The organism is Bradyrhizobium guangdongense (assembly GCF_006483445.1).
Taxonomy (GTDB): domain Bacteria; phylum Pseudomonadota; class Alphaproteobacteria; order Rhizobiales; family Xanthobacteraceae; genus Bradyrhizobium; species Bradyrhizobium guangdongense_A.
This window is the reverse complement of sequence record NZ_PPPT01000186.1, coordinates 1-15,165: the sequence shown is the minus strand read 5'-3', so window position 1 is coordinate 15,165 and position 15,165 is coordinate 1. Positions and strand designations below refer to the sequence as shown.

Annotated in this window: 9 protein-coding genes and 1 pseudogene; 4 read left to right on the top strand and 6 right to left on the bottom strand. The window is 64.3% G+C overall.

The features are described from left to right. Positions 1 to 6: 6 nt before the first annotated feature. The 3 genes from C2U70_RS25625 to C2U70_RS25615 form a co-directional block, all read right to left on the bottom strand. Complete coding sequence (locus C2U70_RS25625; protein WP_140981410.1) at positions 7 to 3,123, bottom strand: efflux RND transporter permease subunit; 3,117 nt, start codon at positions 3,121 to 3,123, stop codon at positions 7 to 9. Between the two features lie 84 nt (positions 3,124 to 3,207). Further along, entirely contained in the window at positions 3,208 to 4,455 is a 1,248-nt protein-coding gene (locus C2U70_RS25620) for an efflux RND transporter periplasmic adaptor subunit (RefSeq protein ID WP_140981409.1), read from the bottom strand. A gap of 154 nt (positions 4,456 to 4,609) precedes the next feature. Then, positions 4,610 to 6,007, bottom strand: a complete 1,398-nt coding sequence (locus tag C2U70_RS25615) for a CoA transferase (protein ID WP_140981408.1) — start codon at positions 6,005 to 6,007, stop codon at positions 4,610 to 4,612. 52 nt (positions 6,008 to 6,059) lie between these two features. Between C2U70_RS25615 and C2U70_RS25610 the strand changes: the two genes are divergently transcribed. Then, positions 6,060 to 6,347, top strand: a complete 288-nt coding sequence (locus tag C2U70_RS25610) for a hypothetical protein (RefSeq protein ID WP_140981407.1) — start codon at positions 6,060 to 6,062, stop codon at positions 6,345 to 6,347. A 203-nt stretch (positions 6,348 to 6,550) separates the two neighbouring features. Next, the gene (locus C2U70_RS25605) at positions 6,551 to 7,321 is read left to right on the top strand and encodes an SDR family NAD(P)-dependent oxidoreductase (protein ID WP_140981406.1); all 771 of its coding nucleotides are present in this window, start codon (positions 6,551 to 6,553) and stop codon (positions 7,319 to 7,321) included. Between the two features lie 158 nt (positions 7,322 to 7,479). Here the strand turns inward: C2U70_RS25605 and C2U70_RS25600 are convergent, their stop codons facing one another. Genes C2U70_RS25600 through C2U70_RS25590 form a run of 3 tightly spaced genes read right to left on the bottom strand, consistent with a single transcriptional unit; the run spans position 7,480 to position 13,266 of the window. Continuing rightward, positions 7,480 to 10,992 (bottom strand): error-prone DNA polymerase, encoded by a 3,513-nt coding sequence (locus C2U70_RS25600; RefSeq protein ID WP_140981405.1) that lies wholly within the window; start codon positions 10,990 to 10,992, stop codon positions 7,480 to 7,482. Beyond that, positions 10,989 to 12,584, bottom strand: coding sequence for a Y-family DNA polymerase (locus C2U70_RS25595; protein WP_186294466.1), 1,596 nt, complete (start codon positions 12,582 to 12,584; stop codon positions 10,989 to 10,991). Before C2U70_RS25595 ends, C2U70_RS25600 begins: the two co-directional genes overlap by 4 nt. Continuing rightward, positions 12,475 to 13,266 carry an ImuA family protein gene (locus tag C2U70_RS25590; RefSeq protein WP_140981404.1) on the bottom strand — a complete coding sequence of 264 codons (792 nt, stop codon included), beginning with the start codon at positions 13,264 to 13,266 and terminating at the stop codon, positions 12,475 to 12,477. The genes C2U70_RS25595 and C2U70_RS25590 overlap by 110 nt, the downstream gene beginning before the upstream one ends. A gap of 164 nt (positions 13,267 to 13,430) precedes the next feature. Here C2U70_RS25590 and C2U70_RS25585 point away from each other — a divergent pair, with 164 nt between their 5' ends. Together C2U70_RS25585 and C2U70_RS25580 are read left to right on the top strand one after the other, a co-directional pair. Then, positions 13,431 to 14,825: a UdgX family uracil-DNA binding protein gene (locus C2U70_RS25585; RefSeq protein ID WP_140981403.1), complete on the top strand. Its 1,395-nt coding sequence runs from the start codon at positions 13,431 to 13,433 to the stop codon at positions 14,823 to 14,825. Positions 14,826 to 14,929: 104 nt separating this feature from the next. Next, positions 14,930 to 15,165, top strand: a pseudogene (locus C2U70_RS25580) (inorganic phosphate transporter); the annotation flags it as partial.

Sequence of the window (15,165 nt, the reverse complement as noted above, 5' to 3'; positions counted from 1 at the left end):
CAGGGACTACCGGGCGCGGCGCGAGAAGAAGGAGATCAGGACCGGGAGCGTCACGAGGATCACGACCGGCGCCAGCATCATGCCGGTGACGACCACGACCGCGAGCGGCTTCTGCACCTGGGAGCCGATACCTTCCGAGAGCGCGGCCGGCAGCAGGCCGACACCGGCGACCACGCAGGTCATCAGCACAGGCCGGAGCTGCAGTTCCCCGGTGCGCACCACCGCGGTCATGCGGTCGATCCCCTCGTCGATAAGCTGGTTGAACTGCGAGATGATGATGATGCCGTCCATCACGGCGATCCCGAACAACGCGATGAAGCCGATCGCGGCGGAGACGCTGAAGGCGGTGCCCGTGACGACGAGTCCGAGCACCCCGCCAAAGATCGCCATCGGGATCACGCTCATGGCGAGCAAGGTGTCGGTCATCGAGCCGAAATTGAACCAGAGCAGAATGCCGATCAGCGCCAGCGAGATCGGCACCACGATCGAGAGCCGGCGGATGGCGTCCTGGAGGTTGCCGAACTCGCCGACCCACTCCATATGCGAGCCCGGCGGCAACTGCACCTGCTCGGCGATCTTGTCCTGGGCTTCGCGGATCGCGCTGCCGAGGTCGCGCTCGCGCACCGAGAATTTGATCGGCAGATAGCGCTCCTGCTGCTCGCGGTAGATATAGGCCGCACCCGAGACCAGGCTGATGGAGGCGACCTCGCTCAGCGGAATCTGCGTGATGGTGCCGTTCGGCCCGGATGCCCCGATGCGCAAATTCTGGATCGCCTCGGCGCTCTTGCGGTATTCCGGCGCGAGCCGAACGATGATCGGGAAGTGGCGGTCAGAGCCGGGCTCGTAGAGATCGCCCGCACTGTCGCCGCCGATCGCGACCTTGATCGTCGCGTTGATGTCGCCTGGCGCAAGCCCATAGCGCGCGGCCTTGGCGCGGTTGATATCGATCTGGATGGTCGGCTGGCCGAGCGAGGTGAATACCGCGAGATCTGTGACGCCCTGCACGGTCGACAGTACCGACTTGATCTTGGCCGCGGTGTCGGTGAGCGCCTGAAGATCGCCGCCGAACAGCTTGATCGAGTTCTCGCCCTTCACGCCCGAGACGGCTTCGGAGACGTTGTCCTGGAGATATTGCGAGAAGTTGAACTCGACGCCGGGGAAGCGGTCGTCGAGCTGCTTCAGGAGCTGCGCGGTAAGCTCTTCCTTGCTCTTGGTGTTCGGCCAGGTGCTCGCAGGCTTGAGCGGCGCGAAGAATTCTGCGTTGAAGAACCCGGCGGCGTCGGTGCCGTCGTCGGGACGGCCGTGCTGCGACACCACGGATTCGACCTCGGGCCGCGCACGGATCAGCTTGCGCATCTCGTTGACGTAGGTGTTGCCTTCCTGGAGCGAGATGGTCGGCGGCAGCGTGGCGCGGATCCAGAGATTGCCCTCCTCCAGCTTGGGCAGGAATTCGAGGCCGAGCAGCCGGCCGATCCCGATCGTCATCAACACGAGACCGAACGCGCCGCTGAGCATGATCCCGCGGTTGGCGACCGCCCAATGCAGCACCGGCATGTAGATCCGGTGCAGGACCATCATGATTTTGGTCTCGGTCTCCTCGACATGCGCGGGCAGGATGATCGCCGACAGCGCCGGCGTGACGGTGAAGGTCGCGAGCAAGCCGCCGGCGAGCGCATAGGCGTAGGTGCGCGCCATCGGGCCAAAGATGTTGCCTTCGACGCCCGAGAGCGTGAACAGCGGCAGGAACGCCGCGATGATGATGGCGGCGGCAAAGAAGATCGAGCGCGACACGTCGGCCGCCGCGCTGAGGATGGCATGGCTCTTCATGCCCATCATGGTTTCCGCCGAGATGTTCTCGTATTCGGTCAGCGGCGTCGTCTGCGTCAATCGCCTGAAGATCGCCTCCACCATGATGACGGTGGCGTCCACGATCAGGCCGAAGTCGATCGCGCCGACCGACAGCAGGTTCGCCGACTCCCCGCGCAGCACCAGGATGATGACGGCGAAGAACAGCGCGAACGGTATCGTGGCGCCGACGATCAGCGCGCTGCGCATATTGCCGAGGAACAACCACTGCAGCAGCACGATCAGGAGGATGCCGACCACCATGTTGTGCAGCACGGTGTGGGTGGTGAGATCGATCAGGTCCTTGCGGTCGTAGATGCGCTCGATGCGCACGCCGGGCGGCAGGATCGAGGAGTTGTTGATGGTGTGGACGAGCTGCTCGACGCGCTTGATGGTCGGCGTGCTCTGCTCGCCGCGCCGCATCAGCACGATGCCCTGCACGATGTCGTCGTCCTCGTCGAGGCCGGCGATGCCGAGCCGCGGCTTCTCGCCGACGGTCACGGTCGCGACGTCCTTGACCAGCACCGGGTTGCCGCCGGTCTGCGCCACCATGGTGTTGGCGAGATCGTCGATCGAGCGGATCAGGCCGACGCCGCGCACCACGGCCGATTGCGACCCGATATTGACGGTGTTGCCGCCGACATTGACGTTGGAATTGCTGACCGCCTGCAGCATCTGCGGCAGGGTCAGGCCGTTGGCCATCAGCTTGTTGAAGTCGACCTGGAGCTCGTAGGTCTTGGTCTTGCCGCCCCAGCCGGTGACGTCGATGACGCCCGGCACGGCGCGGAAGCGGCGCTGCAAAATCCAGTCCTGGATCGTCTTGAGATCGAGCACGCTGTAGTTCGGCGGGCCGACCAGACGGTAGCGGAAGATCTCGCCGATCGGGCTCAGCGGCGAGATCTGCGGCTGCACATTGCCTGGCAAGGGCGCGAGCTGCGCGAGGCGGTTCAGCACCTGCTGCAGCGCCTCGTCATAGGTGTAGGCGAAGGAGAACTGCAGCTTGATGTCGGAGAGGCCGTAGAGCGAGATGGTGCGGATGGTCGTGAGGTTCTTCAGGCCTGCGACCTGGGTCTCGATCGGGATCGTGATGTAGCGCTCGATCTCCTCGGCCGAGAGGCCCGGGCTTTGCGTCACCACGTCCACCATCGGCGGCGTCGGATCGGGATAAGCCTCGATGTTGAGCTGGTTGAACGCGATGAGGCCGCCGATCAGCACGGCGACGAACATGCCGACCATGAGGTAACGGCGATTGACGGCAAGGGCGACGAGGCGGTCCATTCAACTCAGTTTTTTGTTTTCGCGCGCGGCAGTCCTGACGCACGATCTTGTCGGATAACCGCGGCGCGCCTTATCCGATCAGCGTTAGCTGCCGGAGGCCGCGCGGTCGATGAACAGGCTGCCCTTGGTTACAATCTGTTCGCCCGGTTTCAGATTGCTTGTGACTTCGACGAGGTCGCCGTTGACGAGGCCGATCTTGATGTGGCGCAGCTCGACCGACTTGTCCTCGCGCGCGACCCAGATGCGGACCTGGTCGCCTTCGTAGATCAGGGCCTGCTTCGGCACGGCGGGAGCCGCACGATCGCCGGCGGAATAGATCGTCACATTGGCGAACATCTCCGGCTTGAGCAGGCCCTCCTTGTTGTCGATGGTGGCGCGCACCAGAAGGCGGCGGGTGTTGGGATCGATCGCGGCGGCGACGTAGTTGATCTTTGCGGTGAGCGGACGTCCCGGCAGCGCCATGACGTTGACGCTGATGTCCTGCCCGACGCAGACGGAGGCCGCATCGCTCTCGCGGACGAAGGCGGTCAGCCAGACCGTGGAGAGGTCGCCGATCACGAAGACCGGATCGCTGGCGCCGGAATTGACGTACTGGCCGGGGCCGATCTTGCGCTGCACGACGGTGCCTGAGATCGGCGAATAGATCGTGATTTCAGGATTGATGGCGCCCTTGTCGCCAAAAGCCTTGATGGCGTCGTCGGTGAAGCCGAGGATGCGCAGCTTGTTGCGCGAGGCTTCCAGCGCCGTCATCGACGAGCGCATGTCGTTCTGGGCCTGGACCTGCGTGGTCTCGGCCTGCTGATAATCCTTCAGCGGGATGGCGCGACCCTCGTAGAGATCCTTGGCGCGCTTGAACTGGATGTCGGCAAGCTCCATCGCCGACTTCGCCTTGTTCTGCGAGGTCATCGCCGCGATGAAATCGTTCTGGGCCTGCACGGTGTCGGCGGCCTCGATTGTGAACAGCGGTTGGCCCTGCTTCAGGCTCTCACCAGGCTTTGCGAGCAGCTTGGTGACGCGACCGGCATAGGGCGAGAACACCGGGGTCGAGCGATCCTCATCGACCGCGACCTTGCCTTCGGTGACATACTCGGCGCGGAAGGCCCTCTGCTTCACGGGCTCGATCGCCAGCGTCGCCCATTCAGACGGCGTCGGCGTAAAATTCTGCGCGTTCTTGCGCGACTGGCTGGAGATCTCGGAGTGGTTCTTCTCCTTGGCCCCACCGGCAAAGAGGAAGCCATAGGCAGCGCCACCGGCAAGCGCCAGTAAAACCACGGATGCAATCATCCGCTGCTTTGTAAATACCTGCAATTGCTTGGTATTTTCAGCTACCATGGGGCCCGGTCATGTCTGCGATGATTCCGGCAAGATGACTGCCTCATCGGTCGCGCTAATAGTGCCGAATTGTTAGTTCAAACAACCCTTAAAACGCGAGCCCCTTTTCGCTTTGCGTTAAAAATTTGACATATGCCGCACTGCACGCGCGAGGTTAACGCGCAGGCCATTGCGGCGGATGGCTGCCGAGCGGCATCGCCGGACGCGCCCAGGCGGCCGGCGTCGTCGACAGAACAGCTGAATGCGTGACCGCCCTCAACGCCCCGAAGCCTGATGGCATGCTCTCGATGAACGCAAGATGTACGGCTTCGCTGCTCAGCTCTTCGGCCTTCAATCCGTCGGCGAGACGGCCGAGACTCCACAACCACCGGCCTGTCTGCGCAAGTGATACACGCACATGCCAACTGCCGCCCTCGCGCGCCTGGCGCGCCTTGGCCATCATGGCGCCGAACGCCATGAAATAGCCGGTGGCGTGGTCGAGCATCTGCGCCGGCAACTCCTTCGGACCGTCGATGCCAGCAGCCTGTCCCTCGGCGTGATTGAAGCCGGTCGCGGTCTGCACCAGCGAATCGAAGCCGCGCCGCTCCGCCCACGGACCTTGGTGGCCGTAGGCCGAGAGCGTCACATAGACGATGCCGGGATTGATTTTTGCGGCGTCCTCCGGTGCGAAGCCAAGCGCTGCAAGCGAGCGCGGCCGATAGCCTTGCGAAAAAATGTCGGCGTCCGCGAGCAGCTCGCGCAACTGCCGGCGCCCCTCCTCGCGCTTGAGATCGATGAAGGTCGAGAGCTTGCCGCGCCCGGTGTCGATGGTGAGCCAGGGAATGGCGGGAAGGTTCGGGCTCGACACCAGCAGCACATCGGCGCCATGAGCCGCGAGCGTGCGGCCGGCGACGGGGCCGGCGATCACGCGGGAGAGATCGAGCACGCGCAGGCCGGCAAGCGGGCGATCGCCTTTCGGTAGCGGCTTTGGCGGCGCATCGCCGATCTTCTCGATCGAGATCAGCGGCAGCTTTGCCAGCGCCTGCGCCTGCGGCAATGCCGACCATTCGTCATGCGAGCGCATCAGCGCGACGACGCCGCCGGCCGCGTAGGCCGCGGTCTCAAAATCCTCGCCCTTCCACTGCATCAGGGCGGCCTGGACCAGTTCGCGCTCCGGCTTGCAGTTCAGCACGTTGCAGACGGCGTCGCGATGATGGGGAAAATTGGTGTGACAGCGCACGAAGCGATTATCGGCGGTCTTGTAGACGCCGGCGATGGCGTCCCATGCCGGTGGCGGCGGCTTGTCGTCGACGCGCAGGTAACGCTCAGAGCGGCATTCGGCGACCGCATGGCGCATGTCGACACTGACGTCCTGCGCCTTTCCGCTGCGCAGTTTCCAGATTTCGGCGGCGGCCAATCCTGCGGCCGCGACGCTGACCTGGGCCGCCACGGCGACACGAAATGAAGACGGCAGTTGCGGCTCCCCGCCGGTGAGCCGCACATGATTGAGTGCGGCCCCATCACCGCCAACGGATGCCCAGATCGCCTTCAGAATCGCGGCGGCACTTTGCATTGCTCTTGTCCTCCCGCTAGCCTGCGCATCTCATAGCATGGAAAGGACAGCAATGGCTGCCGTTGATCCCCTCACCGCAGGTGCCGTGTTCATCGCAACCGCTGCGACCGATGCGGTCTATGTGATGTTCACCTCGGCCGTCATCGCGCGCAAGCGGGTGCCCGCCGCAACCTGGAGCGCGGTCTGGTACCTGCTCTCCTCCTACGCCGTGATCAGCTACACCGAGAACGCGTTCTATGTCGCGTTCGCGGCAACCGGCTCATGGGTCGGCGCTTATGTCTCCCTCACCTACCTGCACCGCCCGCCCGGCGGCCCGCCGGTGGGGGCGGCGCCGGAGTGAGGGGCAAAACATCCCGTGTCGTCCTGGCGAAAGCCAGGACCCATTACCCCGGTCGAATGTTGTGCAACACTCCTTTGGCCACAGCATCGCGCAACAACGAAGGTTTGTGGTAATGGGTCCTGGCTTTCGCCAGGACGACGTTGTGAAAGCATGGTGCCGACAACAACCATCGTCATTGCGACAAACAAAAAGGAACACAAAAAATGGATCTCGGTCTCAAGGGACGAAATGCCGTCATCCTCGGCGGCACGCGCGGCATCGGGCGGGCGATTGCGGCGACGCTGGCCGGCGAAGGCGCCAATGTCGCGGTCTGTGCGCGCAATGCGGATCAGGTTGCAGCCACGGTTGCCGAGTTAAAGGCGAGCGGCATTCGCGCAACCGGCGCTTCCGTCGACATCAGCGACGGTGCGGCGTTGAAATCATGGATCGACGGTATCGCCAAAGAGCTTGATGGCGTCGACATGCTGTTCTCCAATGCCGGCGCGATGGCGCAAGGCGGCGACCCCGCATCGTGGGAGCAGAATTTTCGGCTCGACGTGCTCGGCGCTGTCCATGCGTTCGAGGCGGCGCGTCCGTTGCTCGAGGCGAGCGGCGAGAAGACCGGCGATGCGTCTTTCGTCCTCATCTCGTCGATCTCGGCCGCGCAGGCCGACGTGAACAGCTCCTATGGCCCGATCAAGGCGGCGCTGATCCACATGGCCAAGGGACTTGCGCGGCAATATGCGTCGAAGAAGATCCGCGTCAACGTGGTGTCGCCCGGCACGGTCTATTTCAAGGGCGGCGTCTGGAACATGATCGAGCAGAACATGCCAAAACGCTACGAGGATGCGATGCGCCGCAATCCATTGGGCCGCATGGCGACGCCGCAGGAGATTGCGTCGGCCGCGGTGTTTTTGGCGAGCCCGGTGTCGTCGTTCACGACGGGGTCCAATCTCGTGGTGGATGGCGCGATCTCGAACCGGGTGAATTTCTAGGGGCGCGGCTATCTTGGATCCGTCATCCTGAGGTGCGAGCCATGCGACGCGACGCGTCGCGTGGGGAGCCTCGAAGGATGAACGGCCCAGATGCAGCCGGGCCGTCGCCCTTCGAGGGCCGCTGAAGAAGCGGCCACCTCAGGGTGACGGTTTCGAGTTCAATGAAAATCCCGTGACGGCGGCAGGATGCGGACGTTGCGGGGGTGGCGGATTTTTTGCGCTGGCGTATCGGCGTGGTCGCGGCGGTCGTCGTTGAGCGGTTCGATCAATGCGGGGCCTGCGGGCACCTGACGCTTGCGGGTCAACGCGTCATTGGCGAGGCCGACCAGATCGTGGGAGCGATCGATCAGGCGCTGGGCCACCAGATGCGTGACCTCTTCGGGGCTGCTCTGGATATAGCCTTCGACCAGGACGAGGCGCGCGCCCATCACTTCCTTGCGGTACTGCTCCATCACTTTCGGCCACACCACGACATTGGCGATGCCGGTCTCGTCCTCCAGCGTCATGAACACGACGCCCTTGGCGCTGCCCGGCCGCTGCCGCACCAGCACCACGCCGGCGCAGCGGACGCGGCGGCGGTCGTTCTTGTGCGACACGTCCTTGCAGGGAACGACGCGCTCCCGCGCGAACATCTCGCGCAAGAATTCCATCGGGTGGCCCTTCAGCGACAGGCGGATGGTCTGATAGTCCGCGACCACCTGCTCGGGCTGCGGCATCAGCGGCAGCGGCTTTGCGTGCTCGTCCGGCTGCTCGCGGGCGGTGGCTACCTCGAACAGCGGCAGCGGCACGTCGTCAGGCAGGCGCCGCACCTGCCACAGCGCCTCGCGGCGATCGAGCCCGAGCGAGCGGAACGCATCGGCGTCCGCCAGCAGGATCAGCGCGCGCTTGGGCAGGCCGGTGTCGCGGGCGAAGTCTTCGAGGGAGGTGAAGGGCCGGCGGTTGCGGGCGGCGACGATGCGGTCGGCCCAGTCTTTCGCTTCGTCATTCCGGAGCGCGCCGTTAGGCGCGAGTCCGGAATCCATTCCGCCAGGCGTATGCGGCCCGATGGATTCCGGGTTCGCGCTTCGCGCGCCCCGGAATGACAGCTGAGAGAGCTTCAGCCTCTCCTCATCCTCATCGAGCCAGTGAAAGCCGTCGATCTGGCGGAAGCCGAGACGCACGGCGCAATATTTATCCTCCGTGTTCTCCAGCGTGTTCTGCGCAAAGCTGTAGGACACATCGATCTCGCGCACCTCGACGCCGTTCTTGCGGGCGTCGCCGACGATCTGCGCCGGGGCGTAAAAGCCCATCGGCTGCGAATTGAGCAGACCGCAGCAGAACGCGTCGGGGTGATAATGCTTCAGCCATGAGGAGATATAGACGAGCTGGGCAAAGCTCGCGGCATGGCTCTCCGGAAAGCCGTAGGAGCCAAAGCCCTTGATCTGCTCAAAACAGTTCTTGGCAAACTCCGGATCGTAACCGCGCCGGATCATGTTGCCGATCATCTTCTCCTCGAACTTGCCAATGGTGCCGACATTGCGGAACGTCGCCATCGAACGGCGCAGGCCGTTGGCCTCCTCCGAGGTGAATTTTGCCGCCTCGATCGCGATCCGCATCGCCTGCTCCTGGAACAGGGGCACCCCTAAGGTCTTGTGCAGGACCTTGTAGAGCTCGTCCGGCTCGCCGTGCTCGGGCGATGGTGACGGATAGTTCTCCTTCTCGACCCCGTTCCGCCGTCGCAAATAGGGATGCACCATGTCGCCCTGGATCGGTCCTGGACGCACGATCGCGACCTCGATGACGAGATCGTAGAAGGTCTGCGGCTTCAGGCGCGGCAGCATGTTCATCTGCGCACGGCTCTCGACCTGGAACACGCCGAGCGATTCCCCGCGGCACAGCATGTCGTAGACGTTCTTGTCGTCCTGCTCGACCGTCGCAAGCTCATAACGCCTGCCCTTGTGATCGTCGATCAGGTCGAAGCATTTGCGGATGCAGGTCAGCATGCCCAGCGCCAGCACGTCGACCTTCATCATGTTGAGCGCGTCGACATCGTCCTTGTCCCATTCGATGAAAGTGCGGTCGTCCATCGCGGCATTGCCGATCGGCACATAGGTGTCGAGCCGGTCTTGCGTGAGCACATAGCCGCCGACATGCTGCGAGAGGTGGCGCGGGAACTCGATCAGCTCGGCCGCAAGCTCGACCGCAAGGTTGATCATGGGATTGGTGGGATCGAGCCCGGCCTGCCTGACCTGCATCTCGTTGAGGCCCTTGCCCCAGCTTCCCCAGACCGTGTCGGCGAGCGCGGCGGTGACGTCCTCCGTCAGCCCCAGCGCCTTGCCGACGTCGCGGATGGCACTGCGCGGGCGATAATGGATGACGGTAGCAATGATCGCGGCGCGATGGCGGCCGTAGCGGCGATAGACATATTGCATCACCTCCTCGCGCCGCGAATGCTCGAAATCAACGTCGATATCGGGCGGCTCCAGCCGCTCCTTGGAGATGAAGCGCTCGAACAGCAGATCGACCTTGGTCGGATCGACCGAGGTGATGCCGAGCACGTAGCAGACGGCGGAATTCGCCGCCGAGCCGCGGCCCTGGCAGAGGATGTTCTGGCTGCGGGCATAGTGCACGATGTCGTGCACGGTGAGAAAGTAATGCGCGTATTTCAGCTCGGCGATGAGCGCGAGCTCCTTGTTCAGCGTGGCGCGTAGCGCGTCCGATATCCTGCCGCCGAAATATTTCTGCACACCCGCCCAGGTCAGGTCTTCCAGATGCCCTTGCGCAGTCTTGCCCGGCGGCACCGGCTCGTCCGGATATTGGTACTTGAGCTGATCGAGAGAGAAATCGATGCGGTCCGCAAAGCGCATGGTCTCCGCGATTGCCGCGGGGAAATCGTGGAATAGCCGCGCCATTTCCTTCGGCGTCTTCAGGAAACGCTCCGCATTGGCCTCGAGCTTCCGCCCCACTGCCTCGATCGTGGTCTTCTCGCGGATGCAGGTCAGCACGTCCTGGAGCGGGCGGCGTCCAGGGTCGTGGTAGAGCACCTCGTTGGTCGCGAGCAGCGGCACTTTTGCCTTCGTCGCGAGCGCATCGAGCTGCGCGAGACGGCGGCGGTCGTCACCGCGATAGACGAGGCTTGCCGCCAGCCACACGCCTTCGGCGCGGCTCGTCTTCAACCTGACAAGAATGCCCTCGGCTTGCGCGGCATCAAAGCGATGCGGCAGCGTCAGGATCAGCAACTGCCCCTCGGCAAACTCGAGAAGATCATCGAAGCGGAGATGACATTCCCCCTTCTCGATCCGCAAGGATTCTTGCTTTGACGCGTTTTCTTCACGCGAACCGGTGCCCACTTCGCTCGAAAACGCGCTGTCGTCGCCACGCTTACCTTTCGTCAGAAGCTGGCACAACCGGCCATAGGCCGCGCGATCGCGGGGATAGACGAGGATGTCGGGCGTGCCGTCGATGAAGACGATGCGCGCGCCGATCAACAGTTTTGGCTTGTGCAGCACCTTGTCATTGTCGAGCTCCTTGTAGGCCCGCACCACGCCGGCGAGCGTGTTGTGATCGGCGATGCCGATCGCGGGAATGCCCAAGACGCTCGCCTGGTGCACATAGGCGCGCGGATCGGAGCCGCCGCGCAGGAAGGAGAAGTTCGTGGTGATGCCGATCTCGGCATAGGCCGGCGTGTTCATGCGAAGAGACCGTGCACATACCAGCTGGGAGGAACGGGCTTGCCGTCGCTGTCGAACACCTCGCCCTCATAAAGGCCGTCGCGAAAGATCCAGAACCGCAGGCCTTCGGCATCCTCGACGCGGAAATAATCCCGCGTGAGCTGCTTCCCGTCTTGCTTCCACCATTCCATGGCAATGCGCTCGGGCCCTTCCACCCGAACTACGGCATGTTTTGCGCGGCGCCAGGTGAACTGGTGCGGCGGCCCGTCAGGCACGGTTGCGAACGGCACCTTGATCGGCTCGGGCCGCTCGAACAGCCGCAGGGGACGCAGCGGCGGCTCGCTCTCGGTGCGCGCGGGCCATTCGGCCTGCGCGGCTGCGGCGAGATGATGCTGCGCCGGGACGGCCAGCACGGCGCGCTCGGGAATATGCGTATCCTGCGGCAGGTGCATGACGACGCGCTTTCCGCCGATGCGCGCGGCGATGCGGTCGATCAGCGCGGCGAGCTCGTCATTGTCGTGGACATGGGAATCGAGATCGCGCTGCTCCTGCACCACGATCTCGGTGCGGCTCGCCGACAGGCGGACCATGTCGAAGCCAAAACCGGGATCGAGGGGATCGGCGAGCGCATCGAGCCGCTCGCGGAACAGGCGGTCGATGATCGCACTTTGCGTGACCGGCCGCCCGGTTTCGACCGTGAGCGAGCGCACCGCGCCATCGGTGCGGAAGAAGGAAGCCTCCAGCCGCCGCGCGCCCTTGCCCTGCTTCTCCATCGAGGCGACAAGCGTCTCGGCCAGCCGCGACAACGTCATCGCGATCATGGTGTCGGTCGCGATCGGCTCGGCAAAACGCTTCTCGACGATGTAATCGGGCAGCGGTTTTCGCGGATTTATCGGCGCATCGCCCTGCCCCAACGCATGCGCGAGCAGCGTGGAGAAGCGCGCGCCGAAACGCGCGGTGATCTCATGCGGGGTGCGGGAGGCGACATCGCCGATCGTCTTCAGGCCGGCGCGGCGCAGGCCTGCCGTGATGGCCTCGCCGGCGCCGAGCATGGAGACCGGCAACGTTGATATCGCCTCGGCCTCCGCGCCGTCGGCGACGATGGTGCCGGAGGCCTGGCGCGTCAGCGTGCGTGCACACACCGAGGTGCCGGCAATCGCCGCGCTGACGGCAAAGCCCTGCCGGGCCAGTGCGCGGACCAGCACCTGGAGCAGCGCGTTCTCGCCGCCGAATAGATGCGCGCAGCCGGTGATGTCCAGGAAAAGCCCATGCGGCGGATCGAGCGCCACCAGGGGCGTGAAGCGATCGCACCAGTCGGCGATGTCCTCCAGCGTCTTGGCATCCGCGACGACATCGGCATCGAACACCCTGATATCGGGACACATGGCGCGCGCGTTTGCTAGCGGCAGGCCGATATGCAGGCCAAGGCGCGAGGCGGCCTCATCGAGTGCATGGATCACCAGTGCATTGGTTTCCTTGGCGACGACGATGCTGGGCTCGTTTTCATCCAACGCGCCGCCGATCCCCGAAAGCAGCCGTTTGATGCGGTCGATGGGCAGGCGCGGCAGCCACAGGCTGAGGATACGCCGACGGTTCACTGAATTGGCACTCATCACACTTCCATTCCATGATCCACCGCCCGACCGGGCCATGACGATTGCGCACGAGCTCGGCATCGAACTGAGGTGCGCCCCAGGCACTCCACATCGCCCCCGGCGGCGAATGCGCCGCGCGCAGCATCCATCGTGTCTCGGCGGTCGACGGCGACGGATTTGCTGCCATCCGCAACAGCAGTCCGGTGACGCCAGAGGCTTGTGCAGCGAGCGTCAGCTTGCGGCTCGCGACGAGATCGAACTGCCGGCTCTCGCCCCAGAGCTCGAGCACGACGGCGCCGAGCGCGTCGCAGGCGAGCGCGTCGGCCGAGGTTCGTAGCGCGGCCTCCGCATCGGCGGCGCGCACCATCACGACGCGGCGCGGATCGAGGCCGAGCTCGGCAAGCCCGCTCATCGACAGCGCACCCACCTCCAGCTCCGAAAAATCCTGCCGCACCCACAACAACGGCCGGCGTGCCGAGACGCGGCCCGCGAGCCCCGTCACGAACCCCGTTGCCGCCGTGCCCTGGCGCCCCTCGCAAAACACCTCGTGGATCGCCGCGCGCGCGAGCCCGCCTTGCAGCGCACCGTCAGCCTCCTTGTGGCCAAGCGCGACGCGATCGCGATGATGCGCGGCCTCCGCCGTCTCGATGCGCTCGATCTGGCCGCGCAAAGTCGCAAGCGCGCTCACGCGTGCGCTCATGCTCGCCGCTCCTTCAGGGATGGTTCGCCGGGGCTCAAAAAGCAGAACCACCGGCTGGCTCATTTGTTCATGATATGTTCTAATATAAAGCTAACGGCGCTCGAAGAGTCAATCGAATTGGCGCGCCTTCGGATTCATGAGCGGAATCAAAGGGATTCAAAGCCATGCAGCTCATCATCCTGACCAGCGAGACGGACTTCGACGGCTGGCGCAAGGCCGCCCGGTCATTGGTCCTGCATCGGATCGATCCGGCGGACGTCACCTGGACGGTACAGGGCCAAAGCCAGGTGCCATCAGGCCTGTCCGAAGTGTCACACCTGCCGCCGATCGAGACCGAAGGCACGTTCAGCGTGCCGGCCAACTTCATCGAACTCGCGCGTCTCGCGATCCTGCATCGCGACGGTGACCGCTTCGCGCTGCTCTATCGCCTGCTGTGGCGGTTGAAGAGCGACCACGATCTGCTCGCCACGATGAGCGACCCCGACGTGGCGCAGGCGAATGCGAGGGGCAATGCCGTGCGGCGCGATGCGCAGCGGATGCGCGATGTCGTCCGCTTCCGCGAGATCGGGCGTGAGCACAAGGCACATTACGCCGCCTGGTTCGCGCCGGAGCATCACATCGTCGAATTCACCGCGCCGTTTTTCGCGCGGCGTTTTGCCGACATGCCCTGGTCGATCCTCACGCCTGACGTCTGTGCCCATTGGGACGGTCATGCTATCTCCTTCACGCCGGGCATCAGCCAGATGGAGATGCCGGCTCCGAGCAAACTGGAAGAGACCTGGCGCCGGCATTTTCAGCCGGACCGGCAGCAGACACTGCAGGACGAGCCCAGGACGCGCCGGAGGAACTTGCCCGAAGCTTCGATACTTGAACCATTGCTCTCCGACGCCGAACGCTGGACCGGCGGAAGGATGAATCCACGCCCGGAGATATCCATGGCACGCAAGCCTGCCACTGACGATCTGGAAACCCTCCGCGAGGAAGCCGCCCATTGCCGCGCCTGCCCGCTCTGGAAGGACGCAACGCAAATCGTGTTCGGTGAGGGCCCACGCAACGCCACCATCATGCTGGTCGGTGAGCAGCCCGGCGACAAGGAGGACCTTGCCGGCCACCCCTTCGTCGGACCCGCCGGGCAGATGCTCGATCGCGCGCTGGAAGAGGCCGGGATCGATCGCAAGAAGGTCTATGTCACCAATGCCGTGAAGCACTTCAAGTTCGTGCCGCGCGGAAAGATCCGCCTGCACCAGAAGCCTGTTACCCCAGAGATCAGGGCTTGCCGGCAATGGTATGAGCGGGAACTTGCGGCAATCGATCCCGCACTTGTCGTCGCGATGGGCGCCACCGCCGCGCAAAGCGTGTTCGGCAAGATCACGCCTGTCGGCAAGACGCGGGGACGGCTGATCGATCTCGACGGAGATCGCAAGGCACTCGTGACAGTGCATCCGTCCTATCTGCTGCGGCTGCCGGACGAAGAGGCGAAGAAGCTGGAATATCAGCGCTTCGTCGATGACCTCAGGATCGCAGCGGCGCAGCAGAAGAAGGCGGCGCGCGCCGCCTGACTCCTGGGTCGAAATCGCCTCTCAGACCGTCTCTGTCATCCAGACTTCGCATCCGTCGGCAAAACTCGTCCCCATTCAAGAAGAAGTCTGAAGGGGCGTTTGACATGACGGATGCAACATTCGACCGATCGATAGCCGATCCGGCACCGGTACAACCGGCCTCCCGGCCCAATCTCGACAAGGGTTTCAACCCGCTCACGCTCATCCTGTTCATGGGCATCCTCGGCACGGGTCTGCTGTTCGTCGCCTACAGCATCTATGCCGACGTCGACGCCACAGGCGTGCGCGTCACCACCTACCTGCCCTACATCCTGCTGTTCGTTGCGCTGCTGATCGCGCT

Bases quoted from the DNA above. Each gene is read 5' to 3' on its own strand.
- C2U70_RS25625 (WP_140981410.1), bottom strand. From the start codon at position 3,123: ATGGACCGCCTCGTCGCCCTTGCCGTCAATCGCCGTTACCTCATGGTC.
- C2U70_RS25600 (WP_140981405.1), bottom strand. From the start codon at position 10,992: ATGAACACGCCGGCCTATGCCGAGATCGGCATCACCACGAACTTCTCC.
- C2U70_RS25590 (WP_140981404.1), bottom strand. From the start codon at position 13,266: ATGAGCGCACGCGTGAGCGCGCTTGCGACTTTGCGCGGCCAGATCGAG.
- C2U70_RS25615 (WP_140981408.1), bottom strand. From the start codon at position 6,007: ATGCAAAGTGCCGCCGCGATTCTGAAGGCGATCTGGGCATCCGTTGGC.
- C2U70_RS25620 (WP_140981409.1), bottom strand. From the start codon at position 4,455: ATGGTAGCTGAAAATACCAAGCAATTGCAGGTATTTACAAAGCAGCGG.
- C2U70_RS25585 (WP_140981403.1), top strand. From the start codon at position 13,431: ATGCAGCTCATCATCCTGACCAGCGAGACGGACTTCGACGGCTGGCGC.
- C2U70_RS25610 (WP_140981407.1), top strand. From the start codon at position 6,060: ATGGCTGCCGTTGATCCCCTCACCGCAGGTGCCGTGTTCATCGCAACC.
- C2U70_RS25595 (WP_186294466.1), bottom strand. From the start codon at position 12,584: ATGAGTGCCAATTCAGTGAACCGTCGGCGTATCCTCAGCCTGTGGCTG.
- C2U70_RS25605 (WP_140981406.1), top strand. From the start codon at position 6,551: ATGGATCTCGGTCTCAAGGGACGAAATGCCGTCATCCTCGGCGGCACG.